Origin of the sequence: Cedecea selenatireducens (assembly GCF_042138895.1) — a bacterium.
GTDB classification, from domain to species: domain Bacteria; phylum Pseudomonadota; class Gammaproteobacteria; order Enterobacterales; family Enterobacteriaceae; genus Cedecea; species Cedecea selenatireducens.
This window is the reverse complement of record NZ_JBHIKW010000024.1, coordinates 1-20,784: the sequence shown is the minus strand read 5'-3', so window position 1 is coordinate 20,784 and position 20,784 is coordinate 1. Positions and strand designations below refer to the sequence as shown.

Annotated in this window: 17 protein-coding genes and 1 riboswitch; of the genes, 8 read left to right on the top strand and 9 right to left on the bottom strand. The window is 53.1% G+C overall.

Features of this window, described 5'->3' with window-relative positions; all coding sequences use genetic code 11:
• Positions 1-35: 35 nt before the first annotated feature.
• Positions 36-146: riboswitch (TPP riboswitch) on the top strand.
• 88 nt (positions 147-234) lie between these two features.
• The 8 genes from thiC (at position 235) to ACE38U_RS21685 (ending at position 6,563) form a co-directional block, all read left to right on the top strand.
• Positions 235-2,136 carry a phosphomethylpyrimidine synthase ThiC gene (gene thiC, locus ACE38U_RS21720; protein WP_375530512.1) on the top strand — a complete coding sequence of 634 codons (1,902 nt, stop codon included), beginning with the start codon at positions 235-237 and terminating at the stop codon, positions 2,134-2,136.
• Complete coding sequence (gene thiE, locus ACE38U_RS21715; RefSeq protein ID WP_375530511.1) at positions 2,136-2,771, top strand: thiamine phosphate synthase; 636 nt, start codon at positions 2,136-2,138, stop codon at positions 2,769-2,771. The genes thiC and thiE overlap by 1 nt, the downstream gene beginning before the upstream one ends.
• Entirely contained in the window at positions 2,764-3,519 is a 756-nt protein-coding gene (locus ACE38U_RS21710) for a HesA/MoeB/ThiF family protein (protein WP_375530510.1), read from the top strand. Before thiE ends, ACE38U_RS21710 begins: the two co-directional genes overlap by 8 nt.
• Entirely contained in the window at positions 3,503-3,703 is a 201-nt protein-coding gene (gene thiS / locus ACE38U_RS21705) for a sulfur carrier protein ThiS (RefSeq protein ID WP_038476774.1), read from the top strand. The genes ACE38U_RS21710 and thiS overlap by 17 nt, the downstream gene beginning before the upstream one ends.
• Position 3,704: 1 nt before the next feature.
• Complete coding sequence (thiG, locus tag ACE38U_RS21700) at positions 3,705-4,484, top strand: thiazole synthase (RefSeq protein WP_176982783.1); 780 nt, start codon at positions 3,705-3,707, stop codon at positions 4,482-4,484.
• Complete coding sequence (thiH, locus tag ACE38U_RS21695) at positions 4,484-5,617, top strand: 2-iminoacetate synthase ThiH (protein ID WP_375530509.1); 1,134 nt, start codon at positions 4,484-4,486, stop codon at positions 5,615-5,617. The genes thiG and thiH overlap by 1 nt, the downstream gene beginning before the upstream one ends.
• 319 nt (positions 5,618-5,936) lie before the next feature.
• Entirely contained in the window at positions 5,937-6,242 is a 306-nt protein-coding gene (locus tag ACE38U_RS21690) for a PTS sugar transporter subunit IIB (protein WP_038476780.1), read from the top strand.
• 3 nt (positions 6,243-6,245) lie between these two features.
• Positions 6,246-6,563 carry a PTS lactose/cellobiose transporter subunit IIA gene (locus tag ACE38U_RS21685; RefSeq protein ID WP_038476782.1) on the top strand — a complete coding sequence of 106 codons (318 nt, stop codon included), beginning with the start codon at positions 6,246-6,248 and terminating at the stop codon, positions 6,561-6,563.
• Between the two features lie 41 nt (positions 6,564-6,604).
• Here the strand turns inward: ACE38U_RS21685 and ACE38U_RS21680 are convergent, their stop codons facing one another.
• The 9 genes from ACE38U_RS21680 to secE all read right to left on the bottom strand — a co-directional run bounded on the left by ACE38U_RS21680 (position 6,605) and on the right by secE (position 20,505).
• Positions 6,605-7,945 (bottom strand): anaerobic C4-dicarboxylate transporter, encoded by a 1,341-nt coding sequence (locus tag ACE38U_RS21680; protein WP_176982784.1) that lies wholly within the window; start codon positions 7,943-7,945, stop codon positions 6,605-6,607.
• A gap of 456 nt (positions 7,946-8,401) precedes the next feature.
• Complete coding sequence (gene rpoC / locus ACE38U_RS21675) at positions 8,402-12,622, bottom strand: DNA-directed RNA polymerase subunit beta' (RefSeq protein ID WP_038476785.1); 4,221 nt, start codon at positions 12,620-12,622, stop codon at positions 8,402-8,404.
• Between the two features lie 75 nt (positions 12,623-12,697).
• Entirely contained in the window at positions 12,698-16,726 is a 4,029-nt protein-coding gene (gene rpoB, locus ACE38U_RS21670) for a DNA-directed RNA polymerase subunit beta (protein WP_038476787.1), read from the bottom strand.
• A 326-nt stretch (positions 16,727-17,052) separates the two neighbouring features.
• Positions 17,053-17,418 (bottom strand): 50S ribosomal protein L7/L12, encoded by a 366-nt coding sequence (gene rplL, locus ACE38U_RS21665; RefSeq protein WP_038476789.1) that lies wholly within the window; start codon positions 17,416-17,418, stop codon positions 17,053-17,055.
• A 66-nt stretch (positions 17,419-17,484) separates the two neighbouring features.
• On the bottom strand, positions 17,485-17,982 hold the full coding sequence (gene rplJ / locus ACE38U_RS21660; protein ID WP_007704673.1) for a 50S ribosomal protein L10: 498 nt from the start codon (positions 17,980-17,982) through the stop codon (positions 17,485-17,487).
• A 298-nt stretch (positions 17,983-18,280) separates the two neighbouring features.
• Entirely contained in the window at positions 18,281-18,988 is a 708-nt protein-coding gene (gene rplA / locus ACE38U_RS21655) for a 50S ribosomal protein L1 (protein ID WP_038476792.1), read from the bottom strand.
• A 3-nt stretch (positions 18,989-18,991) separates the two neighbouring features.
• A complete protein-coding gene (gene rplK / locus ACE38U_RS21650; protein WP_008460147.1) occupies positions 18,992-19,420 on the bottom strand; it encodes a 50S ribosomal protein L11 in 429 nt (142 codons plus the stop codon).
• Positions 19,421-19,574: 154 nt separating this feature from the next.
• Positions 19,575-20,120 carry a transcription termination/antitermination protein NusG gene (gene nusG, locus ACE38U_RS21645; protein WP_002438628.1) on the bottom strand — a complete coding sequence of 182 codons (546 nt, stop codon included), beginning with the start codon at positions 20,118-20,120 and terminating at the stop codon, positions 19,575-19,577.
• 1 nt (position 20,121) lies between these two features.
• Positions 20,122-20,505, bottom strand: a complete 384-nt coding sequence (secE, locus tag ACE38U_RS21640; protein WP_008460146.1) for a preprotein translocase subunit SecE — start codon at positions 20,503-20,505, stop codon at positions 20,122-20,124.
• Between the last annotated feature and the right edge of the window lie 279 nt (positions 20,506-20,784).

Here is a 20,784-nt window from a genome sequence, read left to right as displayed (position 1 = left end):
CGAGTAATTTACAACTTTCCCACCGCGAGGTGGGATCATTCTTGTCGGAGTGCCGAGTGCGTTATGCACCGGCTGAGACCGTTAATTCGGGATCCGCGGAACCTGATCAGGTTAGAACCTGCGAAGGGAACAAGAGTAATTCTTTCTTTGGTGCACCCGTTTGTGGGCGGCCCATATCCATTACTCCTTCCGTTGTCCTGACAAGCCATATCCTGATGAAACCTGGAATGAGCTATGTCTGCATCTGAAAAAAAACCGGGCCGACGCGAACAGCGTGCAGCCGCCCAACACTTTATCAATACGCTTGAAGGCACCGCCTTCCCCAACTCCCGGCGCATCTATCTGACCGGATCACGCGAAGATATCCGCGTCCCAATGCGGGAAATTCAGCTCAGCCCGACGCTCACCGGCGGCAACAATGATACTCCTCAATATCAGCCGAACGATGCTGTCCCCGTCTACGATACGTCTGGCCCTTATGGCGACCCCGCAATCGCTATAAACGTGTTAAGCGGACTTTCCCCTCTTCGCAGCGCCTGGATTGCCGAACGCCGTGACAGCGAAACGCTGGATGAACGCAGCTCAGCTTATACAAAAGCACGTCTGGCCGACGACGGCCTGGACGAGCTGCGCTTTGAAACTCAGCTAGCGCCCCGTAGGGCGGCGGCGGGAAAATGTGTCACCCAGCTGCATTACGCCCGGCAAGGCATTGTCACCCCGGAGATGGAGTTCATAGCCATTCGCGAAAATATGGGGCGCGAACGCATCCGCGATGAGGTCCTGCGCCACCAGCATCCGGGCGAAGGCTTCGGCGCAAGGCTGCCGGAAAACATCGCGCCGGAGTTCGTGCGCGATGAAGTCGCCGCCGGCCGAGCGATTATTCCCGCCAATATCAACCACCCTGAATCAGAGCCAATGATTATCGGCCGCAACTTCCTGGTGAAGGTGAACGCCAATATCGGCAATTCGGCGGTCACGTCCTCTATTGAAGAAGAGGTGGAGAAGCTGGTGTGGGCCACCCGCTGGGGTGCCGATACGGTGATGGATCTCTCGACCGGCCGCTATATTCACGAAACGCGGGAATGGATCCTGCGCAACAGCCCGGTGCCCATTGGCACGGTGCCGATTTACCAGGCGCTGGAGAAGGTTAACGGCATCGCCGAAGACCTGAACTGGGAAATATTCCGCGACACGTTGCTGGAACAGGCAGAGCAAGGCGTGGATTACTTCACTATTCACGCGGGCGTGCTGCTGCGCTACGTGCCGATGACGGCGAAACGCCTGACCGGCATCGTGTCGCGCGGCGGGTCGATTATGGCGAAGTGGTGCCTGTCCCATCATCAGGAAAATTTCCTGTACGAGCACTTCCGCGAGATTTGCGAGATCTGCGCCGCCTACGACGTTTCACTTTCGCTGGGCGATGGTTTACGCCCCGGTTCAATACAGGATGCCAACGACGAAGCGCAGTTTGCCGAGCTGCATACGCTGGGCGAGCTGACCAAAATCGCCTGGGAGTATGACGTCCAGGTGATGATTGAAGGCCCGGGCCACGTGCCGATGCAGATGATTCGCCGCAACATGACCGAAGAGCTGGAGCATTGCCACGAAGCGCCTTTCTACACCCTCGGCCCGCTAACGACCGATATCGCGCCGGGCTACGATCATTTCACCTCCGGCATTGGCGCCGCCATGATCGGCTGGTTTGGCTGCGCCATGCTCTGCTACGTGACGCCGAAGGAGCATCTTGGCCTGCCGAACAAAGAGGACGTTAAACAGGGGCTGATTACCTACAAGATTGCCGCCCACGCCGCTGACCTGGCCAAAGGTCATCCTGGCGCACAAATCCGCGATAACGCGATGTCCAAAGCACGCTTTGAATTCCGCTGGGAAGACCAGTTCAACCTGGCGCTCGATCCCTTCACCGCTCGCGCTTACCACGATGAAACCCTGCCGCAGGAATCCGGCAAAGTCGCACATTTTTGCTCTATGTGCGGCCCTAAATTTTGCTCAATGAAAATCACGCAGGAAGTGCGGGACTACGCCGCAAAACAGGCGATAGACGCAGGTATGGAAGAGATGTCCCAGGACTTTCGCGCCCGGGGCGGTGAAATTTATCTCAGACAGGAGGAAGCATAATGTCAAAACTCACATTTCCAGCCACGTCACGCAGGCTTGGCCTTTACCCGGTCGTCGACAGCGTGGCATGGATCGAACGTCTGCTGGGCGCGGGCGTCAAAACTATTCAGCTCCGTATTAAAGACAAGCATGACGAAGAAGTCGAAGCCGACGTCATCGCAGCTATTGCGCTGGGTGAGCGCTATAACGCCCGCTTGTTCATCAACGACTACTGGCGACTGGCCATCAAACATGGCGCCTACGGCGTGCACCTCGGCCAGGAAGATATGGACGTGGCTAACCTGACGGCGATAAGCGAAGCCGGGCTTCGCCTTGGGCTTTCTACCCACGACAACATGGAAATGGATCGCGCGTTAAGCGCTAATCCGTCCTACATCGCGCTGGGCCATGTCTTTCCCACCCAAACCAAGCAGATGCCCTCTTCCCCTCAGGGACTGAATAAGCTGGCAGAACACATTCAAACTTTGGGCGACTATTCCACCGTTGCCATCGGCGGGATAAGTATCGATCGAGTACCTGCCGTTTTAGCGACCGGGGTTGGCAGCGTTGCCGTCGTCAGCGCGATTACTCAGGCTCCGGACTGGTGTGCTGCCACGGCGAAATTACTCGAACTGGCAGGAACCGGCGATGAATGACGCGGATTTTATGCGCTACAGCCGCCAGCTGTTGCTGGAGGATGTGGCCATTGAAGGGCAGGAAAAACTGCTGTCCAGCACCGTGCTGGTCGTCGGCCTTGGCGGGTTAGGTTCGCCTGCTGCGCTGTATCTCGCCGCCGCGGGCGTCGGCAAACTTATCATCGCGGACGATGACACGGTGCATATCAGCAACCTCCAGCGCCAGATTTTGTTCACTTCTGAAGATATCGATCGCCCTAAATCTACCGTCGCCCACCAGCATTTGCAGCGCCTGAATCCTGGCGTAAACATTGTGCCGCTGGTAGAAAGGCTAGCGGGCTCTTCGCTGGTGAAGGCCGTAAACGAAGCCGATGTAGTGCTGGATTGCAGCGACAATATGGCAACCCGGCAGGCGGTCAACGCCGCCTGCGTGGCCGCGAATACACCGCTGATCGCCGCCAGCGCCGTAGGTTTTGGCGGCCAGATGATGGTGCTAACCCCGCCCTGGGAACATGGCTGTTACCGCTGCGTCTGGCCTGATGAGAGTGAACCCGAACGCAACTGCCGCACCTCTGGCGTTATCGGCCCGGTCGTGGGCGTGATGGGTACGCTTCAGGCGCTGGAAGCCATCAAATTGCTTACCGGCATGGTGCCTGCAACCGGCTCTCTTCGCCTCTTTGACGCCCGACAGCACAGCTGGCGCACGCTGGCGATGCAAAAATCGATGACCTGCCCTGTTTGCGGAGGTCGCGATGCGCATTCAGTTTAACGATGAGCCTCTGGAATGTACGGAAGGTATGACGCTCGCCACCCTGCTGGCTCAGCTTGAGCAGGGCAAAGCAGGTGCTGCGCTGGCCGTTAACCAAACCATTATCCCGCGCGAACAGTGGAGCAATTACCTGCTGCGCGAGGGCGACACTATTCTGCTGTTTCAGGCGATTGCCGGGGGCTGACATGTTACAGATTGCCGATAAAACTTTTTCCTCACGCCTGTTCACCGGGACCGGGAAATTCTCTTCCAGCCAGGTGATGATCGACGCGATTCGCACCTCTGGCTCACAGCTGGTCACCATGGCGATGAAGCGCGTGGACCTGCGTGGCCATAACGATGACATTCTTCTGCCGCTTAAACAGGCAGGTGTGCATCTGCTGCCAAATACTTCCGGCGCTAAGACCGCTGAAGAAGCTATTTTTGCCGCCCAGTTGGCACGTGAGGCGCTCGGCACAAACTGGGTGAAGCTGGAAATCCATCCCGACGTTCGCTATTTATTGCCGGATCCCATTGAAACGCTGAAAGCCGCAGAAGCCCTGGTGAAGCAGGGATTCGTGGTGCTGCCTTACTGCGGTGCCGATCCGGTACTGTGCAAACGCCTGGAAGAAGCCGGCTGCGCGGCCGTGATGCCGCTCGGCGCGCCTATCGGTTCAAACCAGGGCCTGCAAACCCGCGCCCTGCTGGAGATAATCATTGAGCAATCTCGAGTGCCGGTGGTGGTAGATGCCGGGATCGGCGCGCCAAGCCATGCAGCCGAAGCGTTGGAAATGGGCGCCTCGGCCGTGCTGGTGAATACCGCAATAGCCGTCGCCCGTGACCCGGTGCAAATGGCTCAGGCTTTCCGCCTGGCCGTCGAAGCCGGGCACCTTGCAGCGCAGTCCGGGTTAGGCTCACGCCACCAGCAGGCACAGGCTTCCAGCCCGCTAACCAGCTTCCTGCAGTTTAGCGAGGAGAATGCCTGATGGCAGAAACCTTTACCGACCGCTGGCGGCAGCTGGACTGGGACGATATCACTCTGAGCATTAACGCTAAGACGGCGGCAGACGTCGAACGAGCGATTAACTCACCTCGCCTGACACGAGAAGGTTTGATGGCTTTGCTCTCGCCCGCCGCCGGCCTTTATCTGGAGTCTCTGGCTCAGCGAGCGCAGCAGCTTACGCGCCAGCGTTTCGGCAACACCGTGAGCTTTTACGTGCCGCTTTATCTCTCCAACCTGTGCGCCAACGACTGCACTTACTGCGGCTTTTCCATGAGCAACAAGTTGAAACGCAAAACGCTGGATAAAGCAGAGATTGAGCGTGAATGCGCGGCTATCCGGGCGCTAGGCTTTGAACACCTTTTGCTGGTCACCGGCGAACATCAGACCAAAGTCGGCATGGACTATTTCCGCCAGCATCTGCCGGCCATCCGCCGTCGCTTTAGCTCGCTGCAGATGGAAGTTCAGCCGCTGGACGAGCATGAGTATGCGGAGCTAAAAACGCTCGGACTCGACGGCGTGATGGTTTATCAGGAAACCTATCATCCGGCGACCTACGCGGAGCATCATCTGAAAGGCAACAAACAGGACTTTTTCTGGCGGCTGGAAACACCCGACAGGCTTGGGCGCGCAGGCATAGATAAAATTGGGCTGGGCGCGCTGATTGGCCTGTCGAACAGCTGGCGCACCGACTGCTTCATGGTGGCTGAACACCTGCTTTGGCTACAGCAGCACTACTGGCAAAGTCGCTATTCCATCTCCTTCCCTCGCCTGCGTCCGTGCACCGGCGGCGTGGAACCCGCCTCTATCATGACCGAACAGCAGCTGGTGCAGGTAATCTGCGCGTTTCGTCTGCTTGCGCCGGACGTGGAACTGTCGCTTTCAACTCGAGAATCGCCGTGGTTCCGCGACCACGTGATCCCACTGGCGATTAATAACGTCAGCGCATTTTCAAAAACTCAGCCGGGCGGCTATGCCGATAATCACCCCGAACTGGAACAGTTTGCGCCGCACGATGGCAGAACACCGCAGGAAGTTGCCGCCGTGCTTCGCAACTCGGGTTTACAGCCGGTCTGGAAGGACTGGGATCACTTTTTGGGAAGGAGTGCGCGAACCTGATGTAACACGCCGCAAGGAAAACGATAACTTACGCTATTCACCGTAAAAACGCCGCCAGGGCATTGTTGTTGCCCCGACGATGAAAGAGTGTCCCTCCGGTCAGCAAGATACCTGACCGGAGCGGCAACAGACATCTCTTCATACCCCTCCGCCTTCACAATTCTTGTCTTGATTCTTCGAGAAAAAGCAAAAATGTAACCGGTTTCAGTTTTCTGCGATTTCTTTTGTGATACCTGACACACAATCGGGTTAAAGCGGTTGTTGCCGCCCCTCCTGACGGATAAATATCTCTGTATCCTTCGGACATTGAGAGCGAACTATGAAAAATATCGTGTTGTGTTGTGCTGCCGGTATGTCGACCAGCATCCTGGTTCAACGTATGGTTGATGCCGCACAAAAGAAAGGCATCGAGGTCTCAATCAAGGCTGTGCCTGTTGCAGAGTTTAAAGAGAATATCGAACGCGCCGACATCGTTCTGCTCGGTCCGCAGGTGAAATACGAGCAGGCCAAACTTCAGGCCCTTGCCGATCCTCTGGGTAAAAAAGTCGTCGTTATCGACATGATGGATTACGGCCTGATGAAAGGCGACGTGGTGCTTGATAAAGCCCTGAAAATGATGGAGTAAGATGTGGAAGATTTAGAATCGATTATTATGGAACTGCTGGTCAATGCCGGCAGCGCACGTAGCCAGGCCCTGACTGCTTTGCAGCTGGCACGTAAAGGTGACTTTGAGGCTGCCGAGAAGGCAATGGAAGAGTCACACGAATTCGTTAAACACGCACATAAAATCCAGACCCAGCTGATTGGCCTGGATGAAGGCTCCGGCAAGCTGCCGGTCAACCTGATTACCGTACACTCTCAGGATCACCTGATGAACGCGATGGTTATTCAGGATCTGGCGACCGATATGATTGAGCTTTACCGCCGCCTGCCGTTGGTGAAATAGTCGCTTTTAATGACAGGCGCCTCCGGGGCGCCTGTTGTCTGTTATAAAAAACCGTATAACCCGGCAAGTATCCAGCCAAAAACACACGAAATACTCACGCCGATTAATCCAGGCAAAATAAAACTATGGTTTATTACAAAACGACCGATGTGCGTGGTGCCTGACCGATCAAATTGAATAGCCGCGAGGTCACTTGGGTAAGTTGGCAGAATATAGTAGCCGTAACACGCCGGAGCAGAGGCAATGATATACGCAGGGTCGACGCCGATCGCCAGAGCAACGGGGACTATCGCCGCCAGCGCCGCAGCCTGAGAATTGACAAACTTAGAAACCAGCAGCAGAACGATAGCATATGCCCATGGGTACTCTTTCACCATCTCCCCTAGTACGCTTTTAATCTCCGACATGTGTGCACCAAACATGGTTTCCGCCATCCATGCAATGCCATAGACCGCGACAATGGCTATCATCCCGGAGCGAAATACCTCATTTTTGGAGATTGAAGCAGGATTCGTTTTGGTGATGATGATGATCAGTGCGCCCGAAAGCAGCATAAACATCTGAATAACCAGCACCATCGAGAGTGGTTTACCCTCAAACATCGGTCGGAGCTCTGAAAAAGCGCCTAACAGAGCAACCACCGCGATAGATGCAAGAAAAATCCACATCGCAATCCAGTTGGCCATTGGCAACTTTTTATGCAGTAAAGTCGCCGTGTCGCCGTAAACATAGTGATGGTTTTCTGGAACAGAGATAAAGGCCTGGAATTTCTCGTCTTTATCTAAATCCTTACCGCGAAACCAGCTGAAAATGCCGATGGCCAGAATACCCAATAGTGTTGACGGAATAGTAATGGCAAGAAGGTCAAGGAATTCCAGATGCCTGCCGTTAAACGTAACGTTGCCAAGCATGGCGACCAGCGACACAACCGCGACGGAGACCGGGCTGGCAATAATCCCCATCTGGGCACCGATAGAGCTTGCCGCCATAGGTCTCTCAGGTCGGATATTATTCTTAATGGCGACATCATAAATAATCGGCAGAATTGTGTAGACCACGTGTCCAGTGCCACAAAGTATCGTCAAGATGCAGGTAACAAAGGGGGCGACGATGGAAACATACTTCGGATTGCGTCGCAGCAACTTTTCGGCAATCTGCAGCATCACATCTAAACCACCGGAAGCTTGCAGCGTTGACGAGGCGGCAACCACGGCAATAATGACAAGCATTACATCAATGGGAGGTTTTCCCGGTTTAAGGTGAAAAACAAACACCAGGATAACCAGACCAATTCCCCCTAGCAGCCCCAGTGCAATACCTCCTTTTTTAGCACCGTAGAACAGGCAAATTAAAATAATAATAAGTTGTAGAGCAAATTCCATGTAACCCCCAGAAGCTATCCGTTAAATAAGATCCATATCCGCATAAGTAACTTTATTGCCACCATGGCCGCCCGTTTTACAGGCAAAACAATCCCCTCGGCGATAATGACCCGAAATGTGATATGCCCACTTATCAATCAATAAGTTAGATTTTTGACTATATCGATTTTGGATTGTTTATTTTTTGATACATGTAGAAATTTCATTCATCAATAACGACAGGAAAAAGGAAAAAAGGTTGATGGGAATCAAAGGTTAATTAATTGATGAGCAATGGGGAATATAATGTTAATGGCATGAGTTATGATTTGGAATAAATGTCATAAGCTGGTGTTAACAACGTTGAAGGCGATTAATTCCAGGTTACTCAGTCCCCATGGTACAGAGCAAAAGACCTGTTTCAGGCATAAAAAAAACCCGCCGGAGCGGGTTTTTTATTTCAGGCGTATCGAGCGATTACTCGTCGTTACCGCCCAGGCCTGCGTTCAACAGCTCTGCCAGGCTGGCAGTAGCGTCTTCAGCAGTCACCTGAGGTGCCGCAGGGACTTCACCCGCTGCACGGCGACGCATACGATCCTGGTGGTACGCATAACCGGTACCGGCCGGGATCAGACGACCCACGATAACGTTCTCTTTCAGGCCGCGCAGTTCGTCGCGTTTGCCCGCAACGGCTGCTTCGGTCAGCACACGAGTTGTCTCCTGGAACGATGCCGCGGAGATGAAGGACTCGGTTGCCAGAGAGGCTTTGGTGATACCCAGCAGATCGCGTGCAAAGGACACGTTGATCTTACCGTTCGCTTCCAGTTCGCGGTTAGCGATCTTGATGCGGGAGTATTCAGCCTGCTCGCCTTCCAGGAAGTCGGAGCTGCCAGCGTTAACGATAGTCGCTTTACGCAGCATCTGACGCACGATAACTTCGATGTGTTTATCGTTAATCTTAACGCCTTGCAGACGATAAACGTCCTGCACTTCGTTGGTGATGTAACGAGTAACAGCATAGACGCCACGTAAACGCAGGATGTCGTGCGGAGACTCTGGACCATCGGAAACCACGTCACCACGTTCTACGCGTTCACCTTCGAACACGTTCAGCTGGCGCCATTTCGGAATCATCTCTTCGTAAGCATCGCTGCCGTCGATTGGGGAGATAACCAGGCGGCGTTTGCCTTTGGTTTCTTTACCAAACGAGATAATACCGCTGATTTCAGCCAGGATCGCAGGCTCTTTCGGACGACGTGCTTCGAACAAGTCGGCAACACGCGGCAGACCACCGGTAATATCCTTGGTACCGCTGGATTCCTGTGGAATACGCGCCAGGGCGTCACCAGAGTGAATCTGAGTACCATCTTCCAGCTGGACAATCGCTTTACCCGGCAGGAAGTACTGAGCCGGCATATCGGTGCCAGGGATCAGAACGTCATTGCCTTTAGCATCAACGATTTTCAGCGCTGGACGCAGGTCTTTACCACCAGCAGTACGCTCGGCAGAGTCCAGAACGACCAGAGAAGACAGACCGGTCAACTCGTCGGTCTGACGAGTAATGGTCTGGCCGTCGATCATATCGGTAAAGCGGATGAAACCACTAACTTCCGAGACAACCGGCATGGTGTGCGGATCCCAGTTTGCTACGGTTTCACCGCCGGCAACCTGCTCGCCATCACCTTTAGCCATCACAGCACCGTAAGGTACTTTATAGCTCTCTTTGGTACGACCGAATTCGTCGATCAGTTTCAGCTCGGTGTTACGGGAAGTGACTACCAGCTTGCCGGTAGAGTTCACAACCGACTTCGCGTTGCTGAGCTTGATGCTACCTTTGTTCTTAACCTGAATGCTGGATTCAGCAGCAGAACGGGATGCAGCACCACCGATGTGGAACGTACGCATCGTCAGCTGTGTACCAGGTTCACCGATGGACTGTGCCGCGATAACCCCGATAGCTTCACCTTTGTTGATGATGTGACCACGTGCCAGGTCGCGACCGTAGCAGTGAGCACACACGCCAAAGTCAGTTTCGCAACCTACTACGGAACGTACTTTCACGCTGTCAACAGAGTTAGCTTCCAGCAGGTCACACCACTGCTCGTGCAGCAGCGTGTTGCGTGGAACCAGGATATCAGCAGTGCCCGGCTTCAGAATGTCTTCAGCGGTAACACGGCCCAGTACGCGGTCACGCAGCGGCTCTTTAACGTCGCCACCTTCGATAACCGGCGTCATGGTGATGCCTTCCAGGGTGCCACAGTCGTCTTCAGTGACGACCAGATCCTGGGCAACGTCTACCAGACGACGAGTCAGGTAACCGGAGTTCGCCGTTTTCAGTGCGGTATCCGCCAGACCTTTACGAGCACCGTGAGTGGAGATGAAGTACTGGAGTACGTTCAGACCTTCACGGAAGTTCGCGGTGATTGGCGTTTCGATGATGGAGCCATCTGGCTTAGCCATCAGACCACGCATACCGGCCAGCTGACGAATCTGTGCTGCAGAACCACGCGCACCGGAGTCGGCCATCATGTAGATGCTGTTGAAGGAAACCTGCTGCTCTTCGACGCCGTCACGGTTAATCACGGTTTCGGTTTGCAGGTTATCCATCATCGCTTTGGATACACGATCGTTCGCCGCAGCCCAGATATCGATAACTTTGTTATAGCGTTCGCCAGCGGTGACCAGACCAGACTGGAACTGCTCCTGGATCTCAGCAACTTCAGCTTCCGCTTCAGAGATGATCTCGTATTTTTTCTCCGGGATGACCATGTCATCAATACCAACGGATGCACCTGAACGCGCTGCATAAGCAAAGCCGGTGTACATCGTCTGGTCCGCAAAAATAACGGTCGGTTTCAGGCCCAGAATACGGTAACAGGTGTTCAGCATCTTGGAGATTGCCTTTTTACCCAGCGCCTGGTTGACGATGGAGAAAGGCAGGCCTTTCGGTACGATCATCCACAGAATCGAACGACCAATAGTCGTGTCGATCAGGCTGGTTTTCGCAACGAATGCGCCCTGAGCATCTTTTTCGTATTCGGTGATACGCACTTTAACGCGCGCATGCAGAGAGGCCAGGCCAGCGCGGTAAATACGCTCAGCTTCTTTAGGGCCAGTCAGCACCATGCCTTCGCCTTTGGCGTTAACACAGTCACGGGTCATGTAGTACAGACCCAATACAACGTCCTGAGAAGGAACGATGATTGGCTCGCCGTTCGCTGGGGACAGGATGTTGTTGGTAGACATCATCAGCGCACGCGCTTCCAGCTGAGCTTCAAGCGTCAGCGGAACGTGTACTGCCATCTGGTCACCATCGAAGTCGGCGTTATAGGCCGCACAAACCAGCGGGTGCAGCTGGATAGCTTTACCTTCGATCAGAACAGGTTCAAATGCCTGGATACCCAAACGGTGCAGGGTTGGTGCACGGTTCAGCAGTACCGGGTGTTCGCGGATAACTTCGTCCAGGATATCCCAAACGACAGCTTCTTCACGCTCAACCATTTTCTTAGCAGCTTTGATGGTGGTCGCGAGGCCACGCAGTTCCAGCTTGCCGTAGATGAACGGTTTGAACAGCTCCAGTGCCATTTTCTTCGGCAGACCGCACTGATGCAGACGCAGGTATGGACCTACGGTGATAACAGAACGACCGGAGTAGTCAACACGTTTACCCAACAGGTTCTGACGGAAACGACCCTGCTTACCTTTGATCATGTCGGCCAAAGATTTCAGAGGACGTTTGTTAGAGCCGGTGATGGCACGACCGCGACGGCCGTTATCCAGCAGGGCATCTACCGCTTCCTGCAGCATACGTTTTTCGTTACGTACGATGATGTCTGGCGCAGCCAGATCAAGCAGACGCTTCAGACGGTTGTTACGGTTGATAACGCGACGGTACAGATCGTTCAGATCTGAGGTTGCGAAACGACCACCATCCAGCGGTACCAGCGGGCGCAGATCTGGCGGCAGAACCGGCAGAACGGTCAGGATCATCCACTCTGGTTTGTTACCAGACTGAACGAACGCTTCCAGCAGCTTGATACGCTTGGTCAGCTTTTTACGTTTGGTTTCGGAGTTGGTTTCGTTCAGCTCTTCGCGCAGAGTTTCACACTCTTGCTCCAGATCCATGCTCTTCAGCAGGGCCTGAATAGCTTCCGCACCCATCTTCGCGTCGAATTCGTCACCGAACTCTTCCAGCGCATCCAGATACTGCTCTTCAGTCAGGATCTGACGACGCTCGAGGTTGGTCATCCCGCCTTCGATAACAACATAAGATTCGAAGTACAGTACGCGCTCGATATCACGCAGCGGCATATCCAGCAGCAGGCCGATACGAGATGGCAGAGACTTCAGGAACCAAATGTGGGCAGTTGGAGAAGCCAGTTCGATGTGACCCATACGCTCACGACGAACTTTAGTCTGGGTAACTTCTACGCCACACTTCTCACAAATCACACCACGGTGTTTCAGGCGCTTGTACTTACCGCACAGGCACTCGTAGTCTTTCACTGGCCCAAAAATACGGGCGCAGAACAGACCGTCACGCTCAGGTTTGAACGTACGGTAGTTGATGGTTTCCGGCTTTTTAACTTCACCGAAAGACCATGAACGGATCATGTCTGGCGAGGCCAGAGCAATTTTGATCGCATCAAACTCTTCGGTTTTAGTTTGCGCTTTCAGAAACTTTAATAAGTCTTTCACGGATTTGCTCCCGTCGGAGTTAGCACTCTGTGATGCCCGACGTTAGCCGGGCACCCTGGACCTTTTGAGCAACGATTACTCGTCTTCCAGCTCGATGTTGATACCCAGCGAACGGATCTCTTTCAACAGTACGTTGAAGGATTCCGGCATGCCCGGTTCCATCTGATGGTTGCCATCCACGATGTTCTTATACATCTTGGTACGGCCATTCACGTCATCAGACTTAACGGTCAGCATTTCCTGCAGGGTATAGGCAGCGCCGTATGCTTCCAGCGCCCACACTTCCATCTCACCGAAGCGCTGACCACCGAACTGAGCCTTACCACCCAGCGGCTGCTGAGTAACCAGGCTGTAAGAACCGGTAGAACGCGCGTGCATCTTGTCATCAACCAGGTGGTTCAGTTTCAGCATGTACATGTAACCTACGGTTACCTGACGCTCAAACTGCTCACCGGTGCGGCCGTCGAACAGGGTAATCTGGCCAGAAGATGGCAGACCGCCCAGTTGCAGCAGCTCTTTGATTTCCGACTCTTTTGCACCGTCGAATACCGGAGTAGCAATCGGCATACCTTTTTTCAGGTTTTCAGCCAGGCGCAGAACTTCATCGTCGGTGAATGTGTTCAGATCTACCTTCTGACGAACGTCTGTACCCAGGTCATACGCTTTCTGGATGAATTCGCGCAGTTTGGCGACTTCCTGCTGCTGTTTCAGCATGGCGTTGATCTTCTCGCCGATACCTTTCGCAGCCATACCCAGGTGGGTTTCCAGAATCTGACCGATGTTCATACGAGATGGTACGCCCAGCGGGTTCAGTACGATGTCTACCGGCGTGCCGTTTTCATCGTATGGCATATCTTCGATCGGGTTGATCTTGGAGATAACACCTTTGTTCCCGTGACGACCTGCCATCTTGTCACCAGGCTGGATCTGACGTTTAACGGCCAGATACACTTTCACGATTTTCAGCACGCCAGGTGCCAGGTCATCGCCCTGAGTGATTTTGCGGCGCTTAGCTTCGAGTTTCTTCTCAAACTCGTGCTTCAGCTCGTCGTACTGCTCTGCCAGCTGCTCCAGCTGGTTTTGCTTATCTTCGTCGGTCAGACCCAGTTCCAGCCAGCGGTCACGTGGCAGTTTGTCGAGCTTCTCAGCTTCAACGCCACCGGAAACCAGTACGGCATAGATACGGCTGAACAGACCAGCTTCGAAGATCTGCAGTTCTTCGGACAGGTCTTTCTTAGCCTGCTTCAGCTGCATCTCTTCGATTTCCAGCGCACGTTTGTCTTTTTCCACGCCATCGCGGGTGAAGACCTGAACGTCGATTACGGTACCGGAAACGCCGTTTGGTACGCGCAGGGAAGAGTCTTTAACGTCAGACGCTTTCTCACCGAAGATTGCACGCAGCAGTTTCTCTTCTGGCGTCAGCTGGGTTTCACCTTTCGGCGTAACCTTACCAACCAGAATGTCACCGCCGGTCACTTCAGCACCGATATACACGATACCGGACTCATCCAGCTTGGAGAGCGCAGCTTCACCCACGTTAGGGATGTCAGCGGTGATCTCTTCTGGCCCCAGTTTGGTGTCACGAGACACACAAGCCAGTTCCTGAATGTGGATAGTGGTGAAACGATCTTCCTGAACAACACGCTCGGATACGAGGATGGAGTCTTCGAAGTTGTAACCGTTCCACGGCATGAACGCTACGCGCATGTTCTGGCCAAGTGCCAGTTCACCGAGGTCGGTAGACGGGCCGTCTGCCAGCACGTCGCCGCGTTCGATTGGCTCACCCAGGGACACGCAAGGCATCTGGTTGATGCAGGTGTTCTGGTTAGAACGGGTGTACTTAGTCAGGTTGTAGATGTCGATACCTGCTTCGCCCGGATACATCTCGTCTTCGTTAACTTTGATAACGATACGGGAGGCATCAACGTACTGAACGGTACCGCCACGTTTGGCAACGGCGGTAACGCCGGAGTCAACGGCTACAGCACGTTCCATACCGGTACCAACCAGCGGCTTATCAGCGCGCAGAGTCGGAACCGCCTGACGTTGCATGTTCGCACCCATCAATGCACGGTTGGCGTCATCGTGTTCCAGGAACGGGATCAGGGACGCACCGACGGAAACCACCTGCTGGGTGGAAACGTCCATGTAGTCAACCTGGTCGTTACTGAACAAGCTGGATTCGCCTTTGCTACGGCAGGTTACCAGGTCGTCTACAAAACGGCCTTCTTCGTTCAGGTTGGTGTTCGCCTGAGCGATGACGTAGTTACCTTCTTCAATAGCAGACAGGTAATGAATTTCGTCGGTCACAACGCCGTCAACAACGCGACGATACGGAGTCTCAAGGAAGCCGTATTCGTTAGTCTGTGCGTACACGGACAGGGAGTTGATCAGGCCGATGTTTGGACCTTCTGGGGTTTCGATTGGACACACACGACCGTAGTGGGTTGGGTGTACGTCACGTACTTCGAAGCCCGCGCGCTCACGGGTCAGACCGCCTGGGCCCAACGCGGAGATACGACGTTTGTGCGTGATCTCGGACAGCGGGTTGTTCTGGTCCATGAACTGAGACAGCTGGCTGGAACCAAAGAACTCTTTCACTGCGGCAGAGATAGGCTTGGCGTTGATCATATCCTGAGGCATCAGGGTATCCAGATCGCCCAGGGACAGACGCTCTTTCACCGCACGCTCAACACGTACCAGGCCAACGCGGAACTGGTTTTCCGCCATTTCGCCTACGGAACGGATACGACGGTTGCCGAGGTGGTCGATATCATCCACTTCGCCCTGACCGTTACGAATACCGATCAGCTTGCGCATAACTTCGATGATGTCATCTTTGCTCAGGATACCGGAGCCTTCGATTTCATCACGCAGCAGAGAACGGTTGAACTTCATACGACCAACCGCAGACAAGTCATAGCGGTCTTCGGAGAAGAACAGGTTCTCGAACAGGCTTTCCGCTGCTTCACGCGTTGGTGGCTCACCAGGACGCATCATACGGTAGATTTCAACCAGCGCGCTCAGGCGGTCATTGGTTGGATCGACGCGTACGGTCTCGGAGATGTATGCACCATGATCAAGATCGTTGGTGAACAGCGTTTCAATGCGCTTGTGGCCTGACTGGCTCAGTTTGGCCAGCAGATCCAAAGACAGTTCCATGTTCGCCGGGCAAATCAGTTCGCCGGTAGAAGCATCAACGTAGTCTTTAGCCGCAACTTTACCGGCGATGTACTCAACAGGAACTTCGATATGTTTGATATCGTCTTTTTCCAGTTGGCGAATATGGCGCGCGGTGATACGGCGGCCTTTTTCAACGTACACTTTGCCGTCAGCTTCGATGTCGAAGGAAGCGGTTTCGCCACGAAGGCGTTCCGGTACCAGCTCCATCTGCAGCTTGTTGTCACGGATTTCGAAATTAACTTTCTCAAAGAACAGGTCAAGGATCTGCTCAGTGGTGTAGTTCAGTGCGCGCAGGATGATGGTCGCAGGCAGTTTGCGGCGACGGTCAATACGCACGAACAGGTTATCTTTCGGGTCGAATTCGAAGTCCAGCCAGGAACCACGGTAAGGAATGATACGTGCGTTATACAGTACCTTCCCTGAAGAGTGGGTCTTACCTTTGTCACTGTCGAAGAACACGCCCGGGCTACGGTGAAGCTGAGAAACGATTACGCGCTCAGTACCGTTGATAACGAAGGTCCCGTTGTCGGTCATGAGCGGAATTTCGCCCATGTACACTTCTTGTTCTTTGATGTCTTTAACGGTGCCTTCCGGCGCTTCGCGCTCGTAGATCACCAGACGCAGTTTTACACGCAGCGGAGCAGAATACGTCACGCCACGGATTTGACATTCTTTAACGTCAAATACAGGTTCGCCCAGGCGATAGCTCACATACTGCAGCTCGGAATTGCCGCTGTAGCTTGCAATCGGGAATACGGAGCGGAAAGCCGCTTCCAGACCGTACTGACCTTCGGGATCTTGCTCGATGAACTTCTGGAACGAGTCAAGCTGGATAGAAAGGAGATAAGGAATGTCCAGTACTTGTGGACGCTTTCCAAAATCCTTACGAATACGTTTTTTCTCGGTATAGGAGTAAACCATTAGGGTTCCTCAGCTCGCTGACAAGTCGACCCATCTGCCCGTCGAAAGGGGCAGTTTATGCAACACTATTTTGTGGATCGGAAAGTGGAACACTTCCCGCAATACTTGTTTCTATCACTCTTAAACCATTTCGTTACGCTTTGCCCCGGAACTCCCGGCGCGAAAAGACGCAATATATTAAGGCGTCGATAGGAACAAACATTGGGAGGTAATCAGCAGTCAAACAGCGTGAAACGCTACTGATACCCTACAGCGCAAAAAGGCTGGTGACTAAAAAGTCACCAGCCATCAGCCTAATTTCTCAGGCTGCAACCAGAAGGGTTGGCTTATTTAACTTCAACTTCAGCGCCAGCTTCTTCCAGAGATTTTTTCAGAGCTTCTGCGTCGTCTTTGCTGATGCCTTCTTTCAGAACGGCATTCGGGGTTTCTGCCAGGTCTTTAGCTTCTTTCAGACCCAGGCCAGTTGCGCCACGAACTGCTTTGATTACGGCAACTTTGTTAGCGCCAGCAGCTTTCAGAATAACGTCGAACTCAGTTTTCTCTTCAGCAGCTTCAGCTGGGCCAGCAGCAACAGCTACAGCAGCAGCAGCAGAAACACCGAATTTTTCTTCCATTGCAGAGATCAGTTCTACAACGTCCATTACGGACATAGCGGATACTGCTTCAATGATTTGATCTTTAGTGATAGACATTTAAATTGTTCCTGAATATCAGAATAAGTTTATACGTAAGCGAATACTTGATAAAGAAAACTGCGATTAAGCAGCTTCTTTTGCATCGCGTACAGCAGCCAGAGTACGAACCAGTTTGCCAGCCGAAGCTTCTTTCATGGTTGCCATCAGGCGTGCAATTGCTTCTTCGTAGGTCGGCAGAGTTGCCAGGCGGTCGATTTGCGACGCCGGGATCAGCTCACCTTCAAAGGCAGCGGCTTTGACCTCAAATTTTGCATTCGCTTTAGCGAAATCTTTGAACAGACGAGCAGCAGCGCCCGGGTGTTCCATAGAATATGCAATCAGGGTCGGACCAACGAACGCGTCTTTCAGGCACTCAAACTGAGTACCCTCAACAACACGGCGCAGCAAGGTGTTGCGAACAACACGCATGTAAACGCCGGCTTCGCGACCTGCTTTACGCAGTTCGGTCATTTTATCTACAGTAACGCCGCGGGAATCCGCAACTACTGCAGACAGCGCGCCTTTGGCTACTTCGCTGACTTCAGCAACAATCGCTTGTTTGTCTTGAAGATTTAAAGCCATTAGCTTTTGCTCCTGGGTTTTAGCCGGGACAGAAGTCCCGAAACTCACTTCGCGCTTAACCACAATGGAAAAACGCGTCTACATACGGTGAGCAGAAACAAGCTAAAGACTATCTAAAAATATTCTTCAGGTTCTGTCACCGTCTACGCAGGCAATTAAGTCTCTTGCGAAACACCTGCGGTCTTGGACGGAGGCCTGGATAAGGCCAGGCTCCAACCGAAAATTCTTTGTGTTCTGCATTAACAGAACAACGGGCGTAAGATATTAGACTAATCTTTCGCCCGCGTAAAGGCGATTATTAGTTCGCCACAGTCGCGGTCAGACCGGACTGATCAACGGCAACACCAGCACCCATGGTGGTGGAGATGCTAACTTTCTTGATGTACACGCCTTTCGCCTGAGATGGTTTTGCTTTTTTCAGCGCAACCAGCAGAGATTCCAGGTTTTCTTTCAGTTTGTCAGCGTCAAAATCCACTTTACCGATGGTGGTGTGGATGATGCCGTTTTTGTCGTTACGGTAACGAACCTGACCCGCTTTAGCATTTTTAACTGCTTCTGCAACGTTAGGGGTTACGGTACCAACTTTCGGGTTTGGCATCAGGCCGCGTGGACCCAGAACCTGACCCAGCTGGCCAACAACGCGCATTGCATCTGGAGATGCGATAACAACGTCGAAGTTCATTTCGCCTTTCTTGATCTGGTCAGCCAGATCTTCCATACCTACCAGCTCTGCGCCAGCAGCTTTAGCTGCTTCAGCGTTAGGGCCCTGAGCAAATACGGCTACGCGAACGGAACGGCCAGTACCGTGCGGCAGTACAGTTGCACCACGTACGTTCTGGTCAGATTTACGAGCGTCGATGCCGAGGTTAACGGCAACGTCAACGCTTTCTACGAATTTAGCAGTGGCCAGCTCTTTCAGCAGAGCGATAGCTTCGTTGATGTCATACTGCTTAGTTGCATCAACTTTGTCACGAATCACGGACATGCGCTTGGTCAGTTTAGCCATTTCTTAGTCCTCCACTACCAGGCCCATGGAACGTGCAGTACCTTCAATGGAGCGAGTCATCGCTTCAATGTCGGAACCAGTCATGTCGGCAGCTTTGGTCTGCGCGATTTCCTGCAGCTGAGCGCGGGAAACTTTACCCACTTTGTCTTTGTTCGGCTTACCGGAACCAGACTTGATACCAGCCGCTTTCTTCAGCAGAACTGCTGCTGGAGGGGTTTTGGTAACGAAAGTGAAAGAACGGTCAGCGTAAACGGTAATAACAACCGGGATTGGCAGACCTTTTTCCAGGGATTCAGTTTTTGCGTTGAACGCTTTACAGAATTCCATGATGTTAACACCCTGCTGACCCAGAGCTGGACCAACTGGTGGACTTGGGTTCGCCATACCAGCTGCAACCTGCAGCTTGACGTAGGCTTGTACTTTCTTAGCCATTCTAAAATCCTCTGATTGGGTAATAGCGCCTCAAAGAAGCTCCCCGTGAATAAACGTCTTATGTGTACGAGACACATAAAAACAAAAGGCGCGAAATTGTATGCCAATTTCGCGCCCTGTGCAATCAATAATCGCTGCTTAAACGATCAAATTATCAGGCTTTCTCAACCTGAGCAAAATCCAGTTCAACCGGCGTTGCACGTCCAAAGATGGAAACGGAAACCTTCAGGCGGCTCTTCTCGTAATCCACTTCTTCCACTACACCATTGAAGTCCGCAAACGGACCATCGCTAACGCGTACCATTTCACCTGGTTCAAACAGCGTTTTCGGACGCGGCTTATCACCCACCTGCTGCAGGCGGTTCATGATCGCATCAACTTCTTTATCGCTGATTGGTGCTGGGCGATCGGAAGTCCCACCGATGAAACCCATTACGCGCGGAACGCTACGCACCAGGTGCCAGCTTGCGTCGTTCATCACCATCTGGACCAGAACGTAGCCAGGGAAGAATTTACGTTCGCTTTTACGACGTTGGCCGCCACGGATTTCAACAACCTCTTCGGTTGGAACCATGACTTCGCCAAACAGCTCTTCCATGTTGTGGAGTTTGATATGTTCGCGCAGCGACGTGGCTACACGACCTTCAAAACCGGAAAACGCCTGAACGACGTACCAACGCTTTTTAGGGGCTTCAGACATCTCAGAACCTCAGGCCAGTAATAAAAGATACCAGGCGGACCAGAATACCATCCAGCCCCCACAAAATCAGTGACATCACAGCGGTAACCGCGGCCACGATTAAAGTGGTGTGCAGAGTTTCCTGGCGAGTAGGCCAAATCACCTTGCGTACTTCAGTTCTCGCTTCGCGAGCAAAGGCTACGGTTGCTTTGCCTTTTACCGTCAGCAGTGCAACACCACCTGCCGCTGCAATCAGAATTACCACAGCCAGTGCACGAAGCGGCAGAGTGATATCACGATAAATGTAGTTGCCCACGATTGCCACGAGCAGCAAAACGACTACTGCCAGCCACTTCATCGCTTCGAGGCCACGCCCGCTCCCTTGAGCTTCGGTATTCGCACTCATAAACCAACCTGTCACAATAAATCAGACAAACATTTTTGCCCCGCGCAGGCGAGGCAACCAAACCGAATGGCCCTTTTCAGGCGCTATCCGGCATAAACGCCATCTTCAGAGCCTGTCTCAGCAATGATTATCGGTAAAAAATCACTGATGAGCCAGGTTCTGGTTCGAAAGCGTACAAAAAGGGCATCAAATGATGCCCTCTTCTTGCGCATTGCGTCAAATGTTATCAGCGATTAAGCGATAACTTTAGCAACAACGCCCGCACCAACGGTACGGCCA